This is a genomic window from Gluconacetobacter entanii (assembly GCF_003206495.1).
GTDB lineage: Bacteria > Pseudomonadota > Alphaproteobacteria > Acetobacterales > Acetobacteraceae > Novacetimonas > Novacetimonas entanii.
The window spans coordinates 40049-56254 of sequence record NZ_NKUF01000006.1 but is presented as its reverse complement, the minus strand read 5'-3'; the positions used below and the strand labels follow the sequence as shown (position 1 = coordinate 56254).

The following is a 16206-nucleotide window of genomic DNA, read 5'->3' as shown; positions in this document are numbered from 1 at the left end:
GGATCAGTCGGGGAGCAGGTCGCGGGCGATATGCGGGATTTCGGAAATGGAATCCGCGCCTGCGGTCGCCCCGGCCTCCATTTCCGGCGCGCCATATCCCCACCGGGCGAAGATGCCGCGCACATGCGCACCCGTTGCGGCGGCGATGTCGTTGCGGTGGTCGACCACCATGATCGCGCGTCCGGGCACGCCGCCCGCCATTTCGATCGTGCCAAGCAGGTGGCGCGGGTCGGGCTTGCGCACGGCGAAGCTGTCACCGCCGCCCACCGCGTCGAACCACGGGTCCAGTTTCATGACACGCAGGATGTGCCGTGCCGCCGCCACCGGCTTGTTGGTGCAGACCGCAAGCTTCCATCCCGCGCCCTTCAGGCTCGACAGGGTGGCGCGGGTGCCGGTGAAGGGATGCGACAGGTCGGTCGAATGTGGGGTATAGTCCGCCATGTAACGGCCGACGGCGTCATCGGGGTCGATGCCGCGCGCCGCATCGCCCGCATGCGCCAGCAGGCGACGCACCAGCACGCCTACGCCATCGCCGATCATGGGGCGCAGGGTGTCGGGGGTAATGGGGGGCAGGCCATAGTGATGCAGAAGGCGACAGGCGCAGGCAGCAAGGTCCGGCAGGCTGTCGATCAGCGTGCCGTCCATGTCGAAAACCGCCAGGCGGGGGGGAAGGGCAGGCATCCGGCACTCCCCGGTGGCTCTTGTGGTAGCAATCGGAAAATCTAAGTGATGGTATCTTGTTCCTCTCCGGGTTTGACAGGTCTGCCGGGCGGGGGCTACCCGCAAAAAGTCATGAGCACCATTCCATCTTCCCCATCCTCGCCTTCCCCGTCCCGTCAGGCCACGGCGGTCATCCTTGCCGCCGGGCGGGGCACGCGCATGCGTTCCGAACGGCCCAAGGTCATGCATCCGCTTGCGGGGCAGCCGATGCTGCGCCATCTGCTCGATAACGCCGAACAGGTATTCGACCACATCGTGGTCGTCGTCGGTCCGGGGATGGAGGATGTCGCGGCCCTCGCCGCGCCGCATGCGGTGGTGGTGCAGGCCGACCGCCTTGGCACCGCGCACGCGGCGCTGCAGGCAGAGGCGTATTTCGGCACGGGCGATGTCGCGGTGCTGTATGGCGACAACCCGCTGATTACCGCGCAGACCATGCGCGAGCTGCTCGCCTGCCGCAGGCAGCCGGGCGTAGGCCTTGCGCTGCTGGCGATGCGGCCCGCCCATCCGGGGCGGTACGGCCGCGTCGTGACGCAGGGTGACAACGTGGTGCGGATTGTCGAATGGGCCGACGCCACGCCACAGGAACGCGCCATCGACCTGTGCAATGCGGGCGTGCTGTGCGCCGATGCGCAGGATTTCCGCCGCTGGCTCAATGAGGTGCGCAACGACAATGCGCAGGGTGAATACTACCTTGGTGACGTGGTGACGCAGGCCGTGGCCGATGGCGTGTGCGTGCGCGCCGTCGTGGCGTCGGAGGACGAACTGCGCGGCATCAATTCGCGCGCCGAACTCGCCGTGGCGGAGGCCAGCGTGCAGCGGCGCCTGCGCCATGACGCGATGGAAAAGGGCGTGACGCTGGTGGCGCCGGACACGGTGTTCCTGTGCACTGATACGGTGCTGGCCCCCGACGTGGTCATCCATCCGCATGTCGTCTTCGGCCCCGGTGTCACGGTGGAACGTGATGTGGAGGTCCGCTCCTTCTCCCATCTGGAAGGATGCGTGGTCCGGCAGGGCGCGCTGATCGGGCCGTATGCCCGCCTGCGTCCCGGCAGCGATGTCGGCGCGCGCGCGCATGTCGGCAACTTCGTCGAACTCAAGGCCACGACGCTGGGCGAGGGGGCGAAGGCCAACCACCTGACCTATCTGGGCAATGCGCAGGTGGGTGCGCGGACCAATGTCGGTGCGGGCACCATCACCTGCAATTACGATGGCGTGTTCAAGCACACGACCGTCATTGGTGAAGGCAGCTTCATCGGGTCGGATTCGATCCTTGTGGCGCCAGTGACGCTGGGGGCAGGGGTCATCACCGCGGCTGGAAGCGTGATTACAAAGGACGTGCCCGACGACGCCATGGCGTTCGGACGGGCGGGGCAGGACAACAAGGCCGGATACGCAAGGGCCTTTCGCGACCGGCTCAAGGCAGCGAAGGAGCGTGGCTGATGTGTGGCATTGTCGGTGTCGTTGGCAGGAATCAGGCCACCCCGGTCATTTTCGACGCGCTGCGTCGCCTTGAATATCGCGGCTATGACTCGGCTGGGATCGCGACGCTGGAAAATGGCCATGTGGAGCGTCGTCGTGCGGCGGGCAAGCTTGACCACCTCGCCAGCGTGCTGGCGCGCGTGCCGCTGCCCGGGGTGACGGGAATCGGGCATACGCGCTGGGCCACGCATGGCGCGCCGACGGAAAACAACGCCCACCCGCATGGCACCGAACGCGTGTCGGTCGTGCATAACGGCATCATCGAGAATTTCGAGGAGCTGCGCCGCGAACTTGAGGACGCGGGCCAGACCTTCTCCACCGATACCGACAGCGAGACGATCGCGCAGATGATCGATTATCACCTGCGCCGTGGCCTGTCCCCGCGCGATGCGGCGCATGAGACGCTGAAACGGCTGGAGGGGGCCTATGCGCTGGCGATGATCTTTGCCGGGCATGACGGCATGGTCATCGGTGCCCGCCATGGCGCGCCGCTGGTGGTGGGGTTTGGCGAGGACGAGATGTTCCTCGGCTCCGACAGCCTTGCGCTGGCGCCGCTGACGCGCCGCATCGCCTATCTCGATGACGGGGACTGGACCATCGTGACGCCGCAGGGGGCGGAGTTCTTCGACATGGAGGGCAGGTCCGTCACGCGCCACATCCGCACCACCGCGCTGATCGCGGGATCGGTGGGCAAGGACGGGTACCGGCATTACATGGAAAAGGAACTGCACGAACATCCCGTCGTGATCGGACAGACGCTGCAGCGCCTGATCGACCCCGCCACGCGGCGCGTCGTGCTGCCGGACCTGCCGTTCAACCTGGCCACGGTGCCGCGCGCGGTGGTGACGGCGTGTGGTTCCGCCTTCTATGCCGGGATGATCGGCCGCTACTGGCTGGAGCAGTATGCGCGCCTGCCGGTCGATATCGATGTGGCGAGCGAGATGCGCTATCGCGACCCGCCGCTGGTGCCCGGCGGGCTTGGGCTGCTGATTTCCCAGTCGGGGGAGACGGCGGACACGCTGGCGGCGCTGCGCGGGATGCGCCAGGCGGGGCAGCATATCGTCTCCGTCCTCAATGTGGAGCAGAGCACCATGGCGCGCGAAAGCGACGCGGTGCTGGGCACGGTGGCGGGGCCAGAAATCTCGGTCGCGAGCACCAAGGCGTTCACGGCGCAGCTTTCGGTCCTTGCCTGTCTGACGGTCGCACTCGGGCGCGCGCGCGGGTATCTGGACGCCGCCGCCGAGGAGGCGATGGTCACCGCGCTCCTCGACCTGCCAAGCCGCGCGAACGAGGTGTTCGAGCAGCGCGACGCGATCCGCCGCATGGCCGCCATCGTCGCCGGCGCGCGCGACGTGCTGTACCTGGGGCGCGGGTCGTCCTTTCCGGTGGCGCTCGAAGGGGCGCTCAAGCTCAAGGAAATCACCTACATTCATGCGGAGGCCTACGCTGCGGGCGAGATGAAGCATGGCCCCATCTCCATGATCGACCGCACGGTGCCGGTGGTCGCGACCGTGCCGTCGGGCCGCCTGTTCGACAAGACGCTGTCGAACCTGCAGGAGGCGAAGGCGCGTGGCGGGCGATTGCTGGTCTTTACCGACACGCAGGGCGCGCCCCGCCTGCGCGATGTGGCGGAAGTGGTGGTGGAGGTTCCCACGGTGGACGAATTCACCGCCCCCATCGTGCAGACCATCCCGGTGCAAATACTCGCCTACGAAGTGGCGCTGCTGAAGGGGACGGACGTGGACCAGCCACGCAACCTCGCCAAATCGGTCACGGTGGAATAGCGTTCCCGCCCCCACGACAGATCAAGGATCCAGCCGATGTCACAGCCGCCGCACATGTCTGCCGAGTCCGCGCCATCCGCCCACGGCCCGTCCGTGCTGGTGCTTGGCGCGGGGGTTTCGGGCATGACGGCCGCCGTGACCCTGGCCGAACGCGGCGCGCGCGTGGTGGTGCATGAACGCGGGCCACGCATCGGTTCCGGCGCGTCGTGGAAGGCAGGCGGGATGCTTGCCCCGTGGTGCGAGGCGGAGTCTGCGACGCCGGAGGTGACGGCGCAGTCGCTGTCCTCGCTCGACTGGTGGGATGCGCATGTGCCCGACGTGGTGCGCAACGGCACGCTGGTGCTGGCGCCCGCGCGCGACGTGGGCGAAATCGCGCGCTTCGGGCGGCGCACGTCGCATTTCCGCACGATCGGGGAGGCGGAGATCGCGCAACTGGAGCCTGAACTGGGTGACCGTTTTTCCCGTGCGCTGTTTTTCGAACATGAAGGCCACGTCAACCCGCGTGACGCGCTGATGGCGCTGGGCCGCCGGGTGGAGGCGCTGGGTGGTCGGGTCGTGTGCAATGCGCCCGTGACGTATGACGAAGGGGCCTATGACTGGATCGTGGACTGCACCGGCATTGCCGCGCGCGACGTGATGTCGGACATGCGCGGCGTGCGGGGCGAGATGCTGCTGCTGCGCTGCCCCGATGTCACGCTGTCGCGGCCGGTGCGCATGCTGCATCCGCGCATCCCGGTTTACATTGTCCCGCGCGCTGACCATGTGTTCATGGTGGGGGCGACGATGATCGAAAGCGAAAACGCCGGGGGCATGACGCTGCGCTCGATGGTGGAACTCCTCGGTGCGGTCTATGCCCTGCATCCGGCCTTTGGCGAGGCGGAAATACTGGAAACCGGAACCGGCCTGCGCCCGTCATATCCGGACAACATGCCTGCCGTCCGGCGCGATGGTAAGCGAATTTATGTGAATGGCATGTATCGCCATGGCTTCCTACTGTCGCCCGTGCGGGCGCGGGAAGCGGCGGATATCGTGTTCGGTTCCTGATCGGCGCAAAGCGAGGAGAATGCGGATGAAGATCCTTGTGAACGAGGAAGTTCATGACGTTGGCGTGCAGACGCTCGACGCCCTGCTGCGCGAACTTGGCTATGGCGACGCCTGTGTCGCCACCGCCGTCGATGGCGATTTCATCGCCGCCGCCCGGCGTGGCGCGCAGCCGCTTCATGAAGGGTGCCGGGTGGAAATCCTGGCGCCGATGCAGGGGGGATAGGCACGCGACATGACCCGGTTTTATGGAACGGAACTGTCCTCCCGCCTTATGCTGGGGACGGCGCAATACCCTTCGCCCGAAATCCTGGCCGATGCGGTGCGGCATGCGAATGCAGGCGTCGTGACCGTGTCGCTGCGCCGTGAATCGGCGGGGCAGCGCGCGGGACAGGCATTCTGGAACCTGATCCGCGACCTTGGCGTGCCGGTGCTGCCCAACACCGCAGGCTGCCACAGCGTGCGTGAGGCCGTGACCACGGCGCAGATGGCGCGCGAGGTGTTCGGCACCGACTGGATCAAGCTGGAGGTGATCGGGGAATCCGATACGCTGCAGCCTGACATGTTCGCCCTTGTGGAAGCCGCGCGCATCCTCAGCGAGGACGGGTTCAAGGTCTTCCCCTACATGACGGAGGACCTGGTCGGCGCGGAACGCCTGCTGCGCGCGGGGTGCGAGGTGCTGATGCCGTGGGGTGCCCCCATCGGGTCGGGCAAGGGGCTGAACAACCTGTTCGGGTTGCGTGCGCTGCGGGCGCATTTTCCCGACATCCCCCTGGTGGTTGATGCGGGAATCGGCGTGCCGTCGCACGCGGCGCAGGCGATGGAACTTGGCTATGACGCGGTGCTGATCAACACGGCGGTGGCGAAGGCGGGCAACCCGGTGGAGATGGCCCGCGCCTTCGCCATGGCGGTGGAGGCCGGGCGCATGGCCTATGTCGCCGACCCGATGGAGGCGCGCGACATGGCCGTGCCCTCCACGCCCACGATCGGTCAGGCGGTGCTGGCATGAGGGCGCTTCCCTCGCGCATTTACCCCGTCGTGGATCGTGCGGACTGGATCGCGACACTGGGGCAGGCCGGTGCAAAACTGATACAGTTGCGGCTCAAGGACATGGACGGGGACGCGCTGCGTGCGGAAATACGCCACGGTGCCGCACTGGCGCGGGCGCATGGTGTGTGCCTCGTGCTCAATGACTACTGGCAGGTCGCGATCGAGGAAGGACTCGACTTCATCCATCTGGGTCAGGAGGACCTTGATGAGGCCGACCTGCCCGCGATCCGCCGTGCCGGACTGCGCCTCGGGGTCAGCACCCACAGTCACGAGGAACTGCACCGCGCGCTGGATGTGCGTCCCGATTATGTCGCGCTGGGGCCGGTATGGCCCACAAAACTGAAGAAAATGCCGTGGGGGCCGCAGGGGGTGGAACGCCTGCGCGAATGGAAACGACTGGTGGGTGGACTGCCGCTGGTGGCCATTGGCGGGATTACGCTGGCGCGCGCGCCGTCATGCATCGCGGCCGGTGCCGACTGTGTCTCCGCCGTGTCGGATTTCATCCGCATGCCCGATCCCGCGGGGCAGGTCCGGGCGTGGCTGGAGGCGACGCAGGTGGCCGGGGATGCGGTCGGTGCGGGGGGCTGAAATTCTGTGTATTATCTGCAACGAGGATGTGGCATAAATACAATCGAGGTGTAGGCGGAATTTTCATGAACGACATGCCAGGTTAGGACCGCAGGCCGGCCGCCCGTCATCGGGACGGGTGAAAAATGGTGACGTGGCGTTTTTTATCCCCGCCCGGACGGGAAATCTTCGGGTGGCGGACATATTCTGTCCATGGTTGCACGACAGGATGGTCCGGAACGGGGATCTGGTTTCCAGAATTTGAGGGCGTTGAATGGCGATAGCGGGTCTTGCGGCAATTCTGATGGCGATTGCCATGTTGCTGGTGGTCGTCAGTACCGTACAGCCGATTGCCCGTCGTCTGGAACTGTCGGAAACGGTTCTGCTCGCCATCGTTGGCATTGTCATCGGCGGGGTGGCGGACCTTGTCCTGCGCAGCGCGCATCTGGAGATTTTCAGTGGTGCGGCTGAAACGCTGCTGGATTTCCCGCTCAACAGCGAAGCGTTCCTGCTGATCTTCCTGCCGATTCTCGTGTTTCAGGGCGCGCTGGGCATCGACGTGCGGCGTCTGGCGCATGAAACGGCCACGGTGCTGCTGCTGGCGGTGGTGGCGGTGGTGGTGTCCACGGCCACGATCGGGCTGGCGCTGTATCCGTTCGCGGGCCTGCCGCTGGCGGTGTGCCTGCTGCTCGGCTCCATCGTGGCGACGACCGACCCGTCCGCCGTGGCGGGGATATTCAAGGAAATTGGCGCGGCCAGCCGCCTGACCCGACTGGTGGAGGGGGAGGCGCTGCTGAATGACGCGGCGGCTATTTCCATCTTCTCCATCCTGCTGGCCTCCATCACCGCGCATCACAAGATCATGCTGGGTGGCGCGGTGCTGGAATTCCTGGTGTCGTTCGCCGGCGCGCTGGTGATCGGGGTGGTCTTTGGCCGCCTGACGCTGATGCTGATCGCGACCATCGGGGCCGCGCCCGCCGCGGAGATCACGCTGACGGTGGCGCTGCCGTACCTGTCCTATATCGTGTGTGACGAATTCCTCGGCTTCTCCGGCGTGGTCGCCACGGCGGCGTCGGGGCTGACGATCTCCATCTACGGCCCTTCCACCTTCCGGCCGCAGACATGGCGCTTCCTCAATGAACTGTGGCAGCAGCTTGTCTTCTGGGCGGGGTCACTGGTGTTCGTGCTGGCCTCCATGCTGGTGCCGCGCCTGCTGGCGGGGATGACGCGCTGGGACTGCGTGCTGATCCTGATCGCGACGGGGGCGGGGCTTCTGGCGCGTGCGTCCGTGGTGTTCGGGATGCTGCCCATCCTTGCCGCCACCCGCCTGTCGCCGCCGGTGCCGACCCAGTTCAAGATCACGATGGTCTGTGGTGGACTGCGTGGCGCGATCACGCTGGCGCTGGCGCTGGCCGTGACGGAGAACGAGCATGTCTCCACCCAGATCGCGCACTTCATCGGCATCATCGCCACGGGGTTCGTGCTGATTACCCTGTTCGTCAATGGCACGACGCTGCGTTATCTCGTGCTGTTCCTGAAACTGGACCAGTTGCCGCTGATCGACCAGGCGCTGCGCCATCAGATCCTTGCCATCGGACTGGGCGAAGTGCGCGACCAGACACGCGAGGTTGCGGGCGAACTGGGCTTTTCACGCAATGTCACGAACTCGGTGGTGCAGTTCCTCGACCGCCGCGTTACGACGGAACAGCAGGCCAACACGTTCGATACCGCGCTGGGCGACCGGCAGCGCGTGACGCTGGCGCTGATCGTGATCGGCAACCGCGAACGCTCCATCCTGCTGGACCTGTTTCGCATACAGGGCCTGTCGCGCAGGGTGATGGAAACGCTGCTGCGCTCGGCAGAGGCCATGGTCGATGGCGCGCGGCTGGAGGGACGCTTTGGCTACGTCCGCGCGCTGCGGCGCAGGCTGAAGCCGTCGCTGCGGTTCCGCATCGCGCAGGCGATCCACCACCGCCTGCATTTCGACCTGCCGCTGATGTACTGCATGACCGAACGGTTCGAGATGCTGATGATCGCGCATTTCGTCTCCCTCTCCCTGACGCGGTTCATGCGCACGCGCATGGAGCCGACGCTGGGCGTGCGCATCAGCGAAATCGTCGGCGAGGTGCTGGGCCGTCAGTGCAAGCTGCTGGATGAGGCATTGCAGACCCTGCGCCTGCACTACCATGGTTATTCCGAGGCGCTGGAGAACCGGATGCTGCGGCAGGTGGCCTTGCGGCTGGAGGAGGAGAAATACGACTCCCTCCTGTCGGAATCCCTGCTCAGCGATGAGCTGCATCGTGAACTGCACCGCGATGTGGAGCAGCGGCGCGCGCATCTGGATTTCCGGCTGAAGTTCAACATCAAGGCCGGGATCGAAAGCCGTATCCACGGGTTTGCCATCTTCAAGGGGTTGCCTGACGGGGTGCTGCATGACCTGTCGATGAAGATGTCGCTGCATTTCTCCTCCCCCGGGGAGCGGCTGTACAAGCGCGGGCAGAAGGTCCACACCATCTATTTCATCAGCGCGGGCCTGGCGGAGACGCATTACGCCGAACGTGATGTCCGCTTTGGCGCGGGGGCGGTGATCGGCGCGGAAGAAGCCCTGACCGGCGCGCGTGTCGCCGCGACGAGCAGGTCATTGCAGTTCGGGCATTTCCTGACGATGAGTGCGCGCACCTTCCGCCGCCTTGTGGAGGAATATCCCGTTGTGCGTGACAACCTGATGAAGCTGGCGCAGGCGCGTGCGGACGGGGAACTGCCCGATGCACGGCTGCTGCCGGGGGAGGGCAAGGACAGGCCGGGCGTGTCGCCATCCGACGATGCGATCGAACTGGCGATCGCGCCTGTCACCTCCGCCCTGCCGATGCGCGAGGACACGGACCCCGATAAAAAGGATTGAGGGCAGGGGATAATCCCTGCCCGCAAAATCATCATCCAGTCATTAAGACGTTTTTGGTGAAGCTTTTTTCAAAAAGCTTCGAAAGATGCAGCCTTCGCGAAGGCTGGTGAAGAAGAATAAAAGTTTTTGGATATCGCCTTCTGATCCAAAAACCTTCATCCGACAAAAAACCGGATCAGAACGACTGCAGCAGCCTGTCAAGATACTGCAGTTCCTCCGGCGGCCGGGTGCGGTCGGAATCGCGGCGGCGCAGTTCCTGCTCGATCTCGCGCGCGCGTTCGCGGGCGGCCTTGTCGGGCACGTGGGTGTCGCTGTCCATGCCCGCATTGCCATCGCCGGTCTTGCGGCCCAGCGGGTCACGCGGTTCCTTGCTGGCGCTGTCGTGGGTTTCTTCCTCGTCTGGCTGTCCGGGTTTCGACCCGCCGGATCCCTTGCTTCCGGCCAGTGACGGCAGGAAGATCGTCATGCCCTTGCCCGATCCTTTTGCCGACTGGCGCATCTGCTGGCCGCCTTTCTGCAGGTCCGCCAGGACCTTGCGTTCCGCCGTGGCGGCGTCGGGGTCCTTGCCCGCCGTCAGGGCGGTGCGCACGGCCTTCATGTCCGACAGCGCCTGCTTCAGCGCCGGGACATCCTTGCCGCTCAGGGTCTTGAACTCCTTTTGCAGTTCATGCAGCGCACGGGCCAGCGCATGCTGTGTCGCACGGTCGGCATGCTGCTGTTCCTCATGCGCTTCGGGCGTCTGGCTTTCGGCGGGGGGAGGCTGTTTCTGCGGGGAGGCCTGCTGTCCCGATGGGGTCAGGCCAAGTCGCCGCAGCAGTTCCGGTGTGGACAGGTTCGACAGGTCTTCGTCGTCATTCATGGTGTCCATGTCGGTCTGGCGCGCCGCCGCACTGGCCGCGTCCTGCTCGATCCGCTGCTGGGTGTGGTCCAGCAGGGTGGATTGCTGGTGGATCAGGTCACGCAGGGCGGCCTGCTGCTCGCGCATGTCCTGCTGTGCCTGATACTGGCGCGCGGCCTGCATGATGTCCTGCGGTGTCGCGTTACGCATCTGGCTGGCCATGTCCTCCATCTGGTGGAGCCTGTCCAGCGCATCGGCGGACCGCCCGTTGGCGGCGTCCTCCTGCAACTGCTGCATCATGCGCGACAGGTTCTGCTCCCCCGTCTGCGACATTTCGGGCATGGCCGGGATGGCGGAATTGTCGCGCATCGCCTGTTCCATCAGGGCCTGCATCTTGCGCTGGATCGCATCCTTCAGCGCCTGCACGCGGCGTTGCAGTTCGGCCTGTGCCTGCGCCGAATGGGTGGGTTTGCCGTCGGGTTCGCGCATATGCTCGATCTGCGCGTCGAGGGCTTCTTCGGCCATCTGGATGTCGAAATCGGCTTGGCTGTTGGCGATGTCGTCATGGCGGTCATGTTCGACATCCAGCGCCAGGTACCACAACCGGCCCACCGCCTGCTCGATGGCCTGCGCGGTGTCCACCTCATGCAGGCTGAGCAGGTAGGACACGCTGCTCAGGGCGATCATCAGGCCCGGACTGTGGGTCATCGGCGCGGAGGTCATGCCCAGGCCGTGCAGTTCCTCGCCCGCGGTAAAGCGGCTTTCACGGCCAAGGGCGAGGCGCTTGCGGATATCGAGCAGCGCCTTGGCCATCGGGTTGTGGAACACCCGCGCGCCCAGGCGGAAATGCACCGGGGCGGAGGTCGCGCTCATGCCGCTGTCGCTGGTCGCGACCAGCGTGGCGATGACATCCTCGCCCGCCCACGGGTCGGATGACAGGTCCGGCGTGGCCACGGCCTCGGCCGAATGGGGATGCCCGTTCAGCGGGATCGGCACCGACAGCACGCGCGCATGGGCCACATGTTCGTCCCCCGGCAGGCGCATTTCCACACGCAGCGAGGCAATGCCATAGGGTTGCGAGACCTTGTAGGGCAGGCGCGTGCGCCATTCCCCATCCGTCGCGCCGGGGTTCGCGCCCCATGTGACGAGGGGGGCGGGATTGGGCGTCACCTTCAGGTCCCACTGGCTCAGCACCCGTCCGCGTCCGCGCAGGCTCAGCGCGCCATCCGCCAGAAGCGGCGCTTCTACCGACCAGTTGGCCGGGTCCAGCGCATGGAATGTGTGGGAGCCGATGCTCGCGCCCTTTGTGGCCGGACGCGCACGCAGGACCGGCGTGCCATGCAGGCCCGTTACGGTCACGCTGAGCACGGCGCCCGCCGGGACGGTGGCCGTGCCCCTGCGTTCGTCAAGGAAGACCGGCGCGCCGGGGGCGTAGGAGGGCATGGTGATCCACGCATGGATCTGCGGTCGCGGTGCCTCCGCATCATCCGTGCCGGGAATGAATGCCGCCCCGATCCGTCCCGGTGCGCTTGGCCCGGCCCAGATCAGGCCGATCGCCAGCAGTGGCGCCAGTGCCAGTGTCGCCCATGACGTTTCGCGCCCCACGGGCCACAGTCGTGGCCACCCGGCCTTCAGCCGTCCGATCCGTGCGCCGGTGCGCTGCAGGTGGATGCGCCACAGGGCCTCCGCCGCACGGGTGGCGGCAGGGTCGGCCGAAGTGCGCGCAGGCGTGTCGAGCAGGGTCTGCAATGGACGATCCGCCAGGCCCGATGCCTGTTCGATACGCCGGTCGAGCGTGGCGTCGTCCGGCGCATGTCCCTGACGGTAACGGCGCAGGCCCCATGCCGCGCACCCCGCGCCCAGCGCCAGCAGTGCCGCGGCATGCACGCCATCGGGCAGGCGCTGGGGAATGCGCAGCAGGCCGAGGAGGGCGACGCCCCCCGCCACGTCCGCAATCGGCAGCATGATGGGCCACAGCCGTTCGACCCACAGGACACGCCGTGTCCGCACCCGCACCCGTGCAAGGCGCGTGGCAAAGGAGGACATGTCCGACACCGATGCCGTCGTTGGGCCGCGTGCCGGTGTGCCGGCCGGAATGTCGCCCGCCTGCGTCATTCTGCTCCGGCGGGACGGGTCAGGGTCTCGGGGATGATGTCGCACTCCCACAGGGTTTCGATCTTCTGGCGCGCGCGGATCACGTCCCAGCGTGACCCGTCAACCAGCACCTGAGCTGCCATGGCGCGCGCGTTGTAGGTCGAACTCATGACCATGCCGTACGCCCCGGTATCAAGCAGCGCCACGCGCGCGCCATCATGCAGGCGGGGCAGGGTGCGGTCATGGCCGAACGTGTCGCCGCTTTCGCATACGGGGCCGACGACATGCACCTGTTCCGCAGGGGCCACGGCATCGCGGGCCGACAGCGGGATGATGCCGTGCCATGCGTCATACAGGCTGGGCCGGGCCAGGTCGTTCATCGCCGCGTCCAGCACGATGAAGGGCGGCATCCCGTCATATCCGCGCTTGCGCAGGACAACGGTGCTGAGCAGCAGCCCCGCAGGCCCGGCAAGCCAGCGTCCCGGCTCGATCTCCAGCCGGGTGCCCAGATCGCCAAGCTCCGCGCGGATGGCATGGGCCAGGGCCTCTGGCGCGCCTTCGGTTTCATGGCGGTAGGAAATGCCAAGCCCGCCGCCGCAGTCGATGACCTCCACGCCCAGGCCACGCGCGCGGATGGCGCGGACAAGGTCGGCCACGCGGGCATAGGCCGCGCGATAGGGCTGCATCCGTTCGATCTGGCTGCCGATATGCACCGCAACCCCGGCGGCATGGATGCCCGGCAGGCTGGCCGCGCGGGCGTAAAGCTCCACCGCGCGGTCATAGGGGATGCCGAATTTGTTGCCCGCAAGCCCGGTCGTGATCTTGGCGTGGGTGCCGGCATCGACATCGGGATTGATGCGCAGGGCCACGGGGGCCGTACGCCCGCACGCCACGGCAACCGCCGACAGCAGGTCCAGTTCCTCGGCACTTTCGACATTGATCCGCGCGATGCCGTGATGCAGCGCCAGTTCCATCTCCGCCCGGGTTTTGCCCACGCCGGAAAAGACGATCTCGTTCGCGGGGATGCCTGCGGCCATGGCGCGGCGCAGTTCGCCGCCACTGACGACATCGGCCCCCGCCCCCTGCGTGCGCAGGATCTTCAGCACCGCGAGGTGGTCGTTCGCCTTCACCGCGAAATGGATGTCCACATCCAGTCCCGCATCACGCATCGCCCGGTCCAGCCGGTGATAGCGCGTGCGCAGGGTCTGCGCGCCCATCACCCACGTGGGCGTGCCCAGCGCATCGGCGATCGCATTGAGGGGGACATCTTCGAACACCAGCCCGTCGATGGCATGCATCGAAAGGGCAGGGCGCGCGGCCAGCAGGTCCTGTAATGTCGGGTCCTGCCCCGGGTGAGTGGAAAATGTGTCAGCCATCGCGACAGGATACCGGTTCACCCGGCAGCTTCCAAGGTGCAATTCATCATGGTGCACGTCATGACAGGGACGAAGGAAAGGAAGAAGGCATCATGCAACATCACGACCCGGTGGCCCCGCATCCCGGACAGCGCCTGACGGAGGCCGCGGTCACGGTGCGGGGCAATGCCCATGCGCCCTATTCCGGATTCGCGGTGGGCGCCGCGGTGGAGGATGGGGACGGCCGCATCTTTGCGGGCTGCAACGTCGAAAATGCGGCCTATCCCGAAGGCACCTGCGCGGAGGCCGGAGCCATCGCCGCGATGGTGGCTGCGGGCGGGCGGTCCCTGCGCAGGGTCGTCGTGTGCGGCGGCGGGCCGCAGCCCTGCTTTCCCTGTGGCGGATGCCGGCAGAAAATCCGCGAATTCGCGGCCGCCTCCGTGGAGATCGACATGGTCGATCCGCAGGGGAAGATCCTTGCGCGGCGTACCCTTGGGGAGCTGCTGCCTGACGGGTTTGGGCCGGAGAACCTGTGACCGTCTGTTTTCGCGAAGAACCAAGGGCTTTCGGGTGCCGCCTTTTTTCTGAAAGGCGGCGTCCCTTTGAAGCTTTTTGAAAAAAGCTTCACCAAAGACTTCTTCAGCTTTTTCCTTAACGGTCAGGCGCGGGGTAACTGCGGTTGTAGGTGAAGTCCGAGCGCGGTCCCGGCGGCTGGGGCGAGCCGATTCGCCCGCAGGCGCCCAGCATGCTGCCCACCAGCGAAAGCCCGATGAGGCAGGTCAGGACCCATGCGATGCGCCCCCGGCGCTGTCGTACGTGGTGGGTGTTCATGCCTTGTGTGCTCCCTTTTCCGCCGCCAGCGCCTTCTGCCAGCGCCGGGCCTGCGCGCGCACGTTATCCGGCGCGGTGCCCCCATGGCTGGTGCGCGACGCCAGCGAGGCCTCCACCGTCAGGACGTCGAAGATATCGGCGGTGATGCCTGCTTCCTCGGCCTGCATCTCCTCCAGCGTCAGTTGCGACAGGTCCACGCCACGCGCCTCCGCCTTGCCCACAAGGCGGCCGGTGACATGGTGGGCGGTGCGGAACGGCAGTTTCAGGACACGCACCAGCCAGTCGGCAAGGTCGGTTGCGGTGGAGAAGCCCGACCCGGCGCACGCGCGCATCTGTTCCTCATTGACGCTGAGGTCGCGGATCATGCCGTCCATCGCCGCCAGCGACAGGGAGGCGGCATCGGTCGCGGCAAAGACGGGCTCCTTGTCCTCCTGCATGTCCTTGGCATATGCCAGCGGCAGCCCCTTCATCACCGTCAGCAGGCCGACCAGCGCGCCGGTGATGCGCCCGCCCTTCGCACGGATCAGTTCGGCCGCATCCGGGTTGCGCTTCTGCGGCATGATGGACGACCCGGTGGTGAAGGCGTCGGACAGGCGGATGAAGGAGAAGGGCGCCGAACACCAGATGACGATTTCCTCCGCCAGGCGCGACAGGTGCATCGCCATGATCGACAGCGCGGAGAGATATTCCAGCGCGAAATCGCGATCCGACACGGAATCGAGCGAATTGGCCGTCGGGCGGTCGAAGCCGAGCGCGCGGGCCGTCATCTCCCGGTCGATGGGAAAGGACGTGCCCGCCAGCGCCGCCGCGCCAAGCGGGGATTCGTTGAGCCTGCGCCGCGCATCCGAAAGCCGCCCGCGATCACGGCCCAGCATTTCGACATAGGCCATCAGGTGGTGGCCGAACGTCACGGGCTGCGCCGTCTGCAGGTGGGTGAAGCCGGGCATGGGGGTCGCGGCATGTTCCAGCGCGCGGGCGCACAGGGTTTCAAGCAGGGCGGTGACCTGCGCATCGAGGCCGTCGATGGCGTCGCGCACCCACAGGCGGAAATCGGTTGCGACCTGGTCATTGCGCGACCGCGCGGTGTGCAGGCGCTTGCCGGCCTCGCCGATGCGTTCGGACAGGCGGGCCTCGATATTCATGTGGATGTCTTCGAGTGCGGTGCTGAAGTCGAAGGTGCCGGCCTCGATCTCGGCGGCGATTTCGTTCAGGCCCCTGCGGATCTCCGCCTCGTCCCCGGTGGTGATGATGCCGGTCTTCGCCAGCATCGCCGCATGCGCCAGTGACCCTGCGATGTCCTGCCGCCACAGCGCCCTGTCAAAGCCGATGGAGGCATTGATGTCCTGCATGATGGCCGCAGGTCCCCCGGCGAAACGGCCGCCCCACTGGGCGTTCGCCTGATGCGTGTTGGTGGTGTTCTTTTCATTTGCAGACATGTCGTCGTGCCCCAGCCATCTGTACGGACCCATCGTATGCCGCGCCCCGGCGCGACCGACGCACCCTAATGACGGGAAACGGCGGGCGCAATCGCGTGCTGGCGCACGG

13 protein-coding genes are annotated in these 16206 nt (G+C 66.5%); 8 read left to right on the top strand and 5 right to left on the bottom strand.

The features are described from left to right. Positions 1-3: 3 nt before the first annotated feature. Positions 4-681 carry an HAD hydrolase-like protein gene (locus CFR72_RS04400; protein WP_244182171.1) on the bottom strand — a complete coding sequence of 226 codons (678 nt, stop codon included), beginning with the start codon at positions 679-681 and terminating at the stop codon, positions 4-6. Between the two features lie 81 nt (positions 682-762). On the opposite strand from CFR72_RS04400, the gene glmU reads away from it, so the two are divergent. The 7 genes from glmU to CFR72_RS04365 all read left to right on the top strand — a co-directional run bounded on the left by glmU (position 763) and on the right by CFR72_RS04365 (position 9543). Next, positions 763-2160 (top strand): bifunctional UDP-N-acetylglucosamine diphosphorylase/glucosamine-1-phosphate N-acetyltransferase GlmU, encoded by a 1398-nt coding sequence (gene glmU / locus CFR72_RS04395; RefSeq protein WP_456303976.1) that lies wholly within the window; start codon positions 763-765, stop codon positions 2158-2160. Continuing rightward, the gene (gene glmS / locus CFR72_RS04390; protein WP_110912826.1) at positions 2160-3983 is read left to right on the top strand and encodes a glutamine--fructose-6-phosphate transaminase (isomerizing); all 1824 of its coding nucleotides are present in this window, start codon (positions 2160-2162) and stop codon (positions 3981-3983) included. The genes glmU and glmS overlap by 1 nt, the downstream gene beginning before the upstream one ends. Positions 3984-4037: 54 nt before the next feature. Continuing rightward, positions 4038-5027: an FAD-dependent oxidoreductase gene (locus CFR72_RS04385; protein WP_110912904.1), complete on the top strand. Its 990-nt coding sequence runs from the start codon at positions 4038-4040 to the stop codon at positions 5025-5027. 25 nt (positions 5028-5052) lie between these two features. Next, positions 5053-5250 (top strand): sulfur carrier protein ThiS, encoded by a 198-nt coding sequence (gene thiS, locus CFR72_RS04380; protein ID WP_110093971.1) that lies wholly within the window; start codon positions 5053-5055, stop codon positions 5248-5250. A 9-nt stretch (positions 5251-5259) separates the two neighbouring features. Next, a complete protein-coding gene (locus CFR72_RS04375) occupies positions 5260-6033 on the top strand; it encodes a thiazole synthase (RefSeq protein ID WP_110093970.1) in 774 nt (257 codons plus the stop codon). Continuing rightward, a complete protein-coding gene (locus CFR72_RS04370; protein WP_110912825.1) occupies positions 6030-6662 on the top strand; it encodes a thiamine phosphate synthase in 633 nt (210 codons plus the stop codon). The genes CFR72_RS04375 and CFR72_RS04370 overlap by 4 nt, the downstream gene beginning before the upstream one ends. 253 nt (positions 6663-6915) lie before the next feature. After that, positions 6916-9543 carry a cation:proton antiporter gene (locus CFR72_RS04365; protein ID WP_110912824.1) on the top strand — a complete coding sequence of 876 codons (2628 nt, stop codon included), beginning with the start codon at positions 6916-6918 and terminating at the stop codon, positions 9541-9543. A 175-nt stretch (positions 9544-9718) separates the two neighbouring features. Here CFR72_RS04365 and CFR72_RS04360 read toward each other — a convergent pair whose 3' ends face one another. Together CFR72_RS04360 and lysA are read right to left on the bottom strand one after the other, a co-directional pair. Then, positions 9719-12496: a DUF4175 domain-containing protein gene (locus tag CFR72_RS04360; RefSeq protein ID WP_110912823.1), complete on the bottom strand. Its 2778-nt coding sequence runs from the start codon at positions 12494-12496 to the stop codon at positions 9719-9721. Continuing rightward, on the bottom strand, positions 12493-13851 hold the full coding sequence (lysA, locus tag CFR72_RS04355; RefSeq protein ID WP_110912903.1) for a diaminopimelate decarboxylase: 1359 nt from the start codon (positions 13849-13851) through the stop codon (positions 12493-12495). Before lysA ends, CFR72_RS04360 begins: the two co-directional genes overlap by 4 nt. 92 nt (positions 13852-13943) lie before the next feature. Between lysA and CFR72_RS04350 the strand changes: the two genes are divergently transcribed. Beyond that, a complete protein-coding gene (locus CFR72_RS04350) occupies positions 13944-14366 on the top strand; it encodes a cytidine deaminase (protein WP_110912822.1) in 423 nt (140 codons plus the stop codon). Between the two features lie 115 nt (positions 14367-14481). Here the strand turns inward: CFR72_RS04350 and CFR72_RS04345 are convergent, their stop codons facing one another. Together CFR72_RS04345 and argH are read right to left on the bottom strand one after the other, a co-directional pair. Continuing rightward, positions 14482-14661, bottom strand: a complete 180-nt coding sequence (locus CFR72_RS04345) for a hypothetical protein (protein ID WP_110912821.1) — start codon at positions 14659-14661, stop codon at positions 14482-14484. Then, positions 14658-16097 (bottom strand): argininosuccinate lyase, encoded by a 1440-nt coding sequence (gene argH, locus CFR72_RS04340; protein WP_110912820.1) that lies wholly within the window; start codon positions 16095-16097, stop codon positions 14658-14660. Before argH ends, CFR72_RS04345 begins: the two co-directional genes overlap by 4 nt. Positions 16098-16206: the final 109 nt, after the last annotated feature.

Excerpts from the sequence above, each read along its gene's own strand:
- CFR72_RS04400 (WP_244182171.1), bottom strand. The coding sequence starts at position 681 with ATGCCTGCCCTTCCCCCCCGCCTGGCGGTTTTCGACATGGACGGCACG.
- glmS (WP_110912826.1), top strand. The coding sequence starts at position 2,160 with ATGTGTGGCATTGTCGGTGTCGTTGGCAGGAATCAGGCCACCCCGGTC.
- CFR72_RS04385 (WP_110912904.1), top strand. The coding sequence starts at position 4,038 with ATGTCTGCCGAGTCCGCGCCATCCGCCCACGGCCCGTCCGTGCTGGTG.
- thiS (WP_110093971.1), top strand. The coding sequence starts at position 5,053 with ATGAAGATCCTTGTGAACGAGGAAGTTCATGACGTTGGCGTGCAGACG.
- CFR72_RS04375 (WP_110093970.1), top strand. The coding sequence starts at position 5,260 with ATGACCCGGTTTTATGGAACGGAACTGTCCTCCCGCCTTATGCTGGGG.
- CFR72_RS04370 (WP_110912825.1), top strand. The coding sequence starts at position 6,030 with ATGAGGGCGCTTCCCTCGCGCATTTACCCCGTCGTGGATCGTGCGGAC.
- CFR72_RS04365 (WP_110912824.1), top strand. The coding sequence starts at position 6,916 with ATGGCGATAGCGGGTCTTGCGGCAATTCTGATGGCGATTGCCATGTTG.
- CFR72_RS04360 (WP_110912823.1), bottom strand. The coding sequence starts at position 12,496 with ATGACGCAGGCGGGCGACATTCCGGCCGGCACACCGGCACGCGGCCCA.
- lysA (WP_110912903.1), bottom strand. The coding sequence starts at position 13,851 with ATGGCTGACACATTTTCCACTCACCCGGGGCAGGACCCGACATTACAG.
- CFR72_RS04350 (WP_110912822.1), top strand. The coding sequence starts at position 13,944 with ATGCAACATCACGACCCGGTGGCCCCGCATCCCGGACAGCGCCTGACG.
- CFR72_RS04345 (WP_110912821.1), bottom strand. The coding sequence starts at position 14,661 with ATGAACACCCACCACGTACGACAGCGCCGGGGGCGCATCGCATGGGTC.
- argH (WP_110912820.1), bottom strand. The coding sequence starts at position 16,097 with ATGTCTGCAAATGAAAAGAACACCACCAACACGCATCAGGCGAACGCC.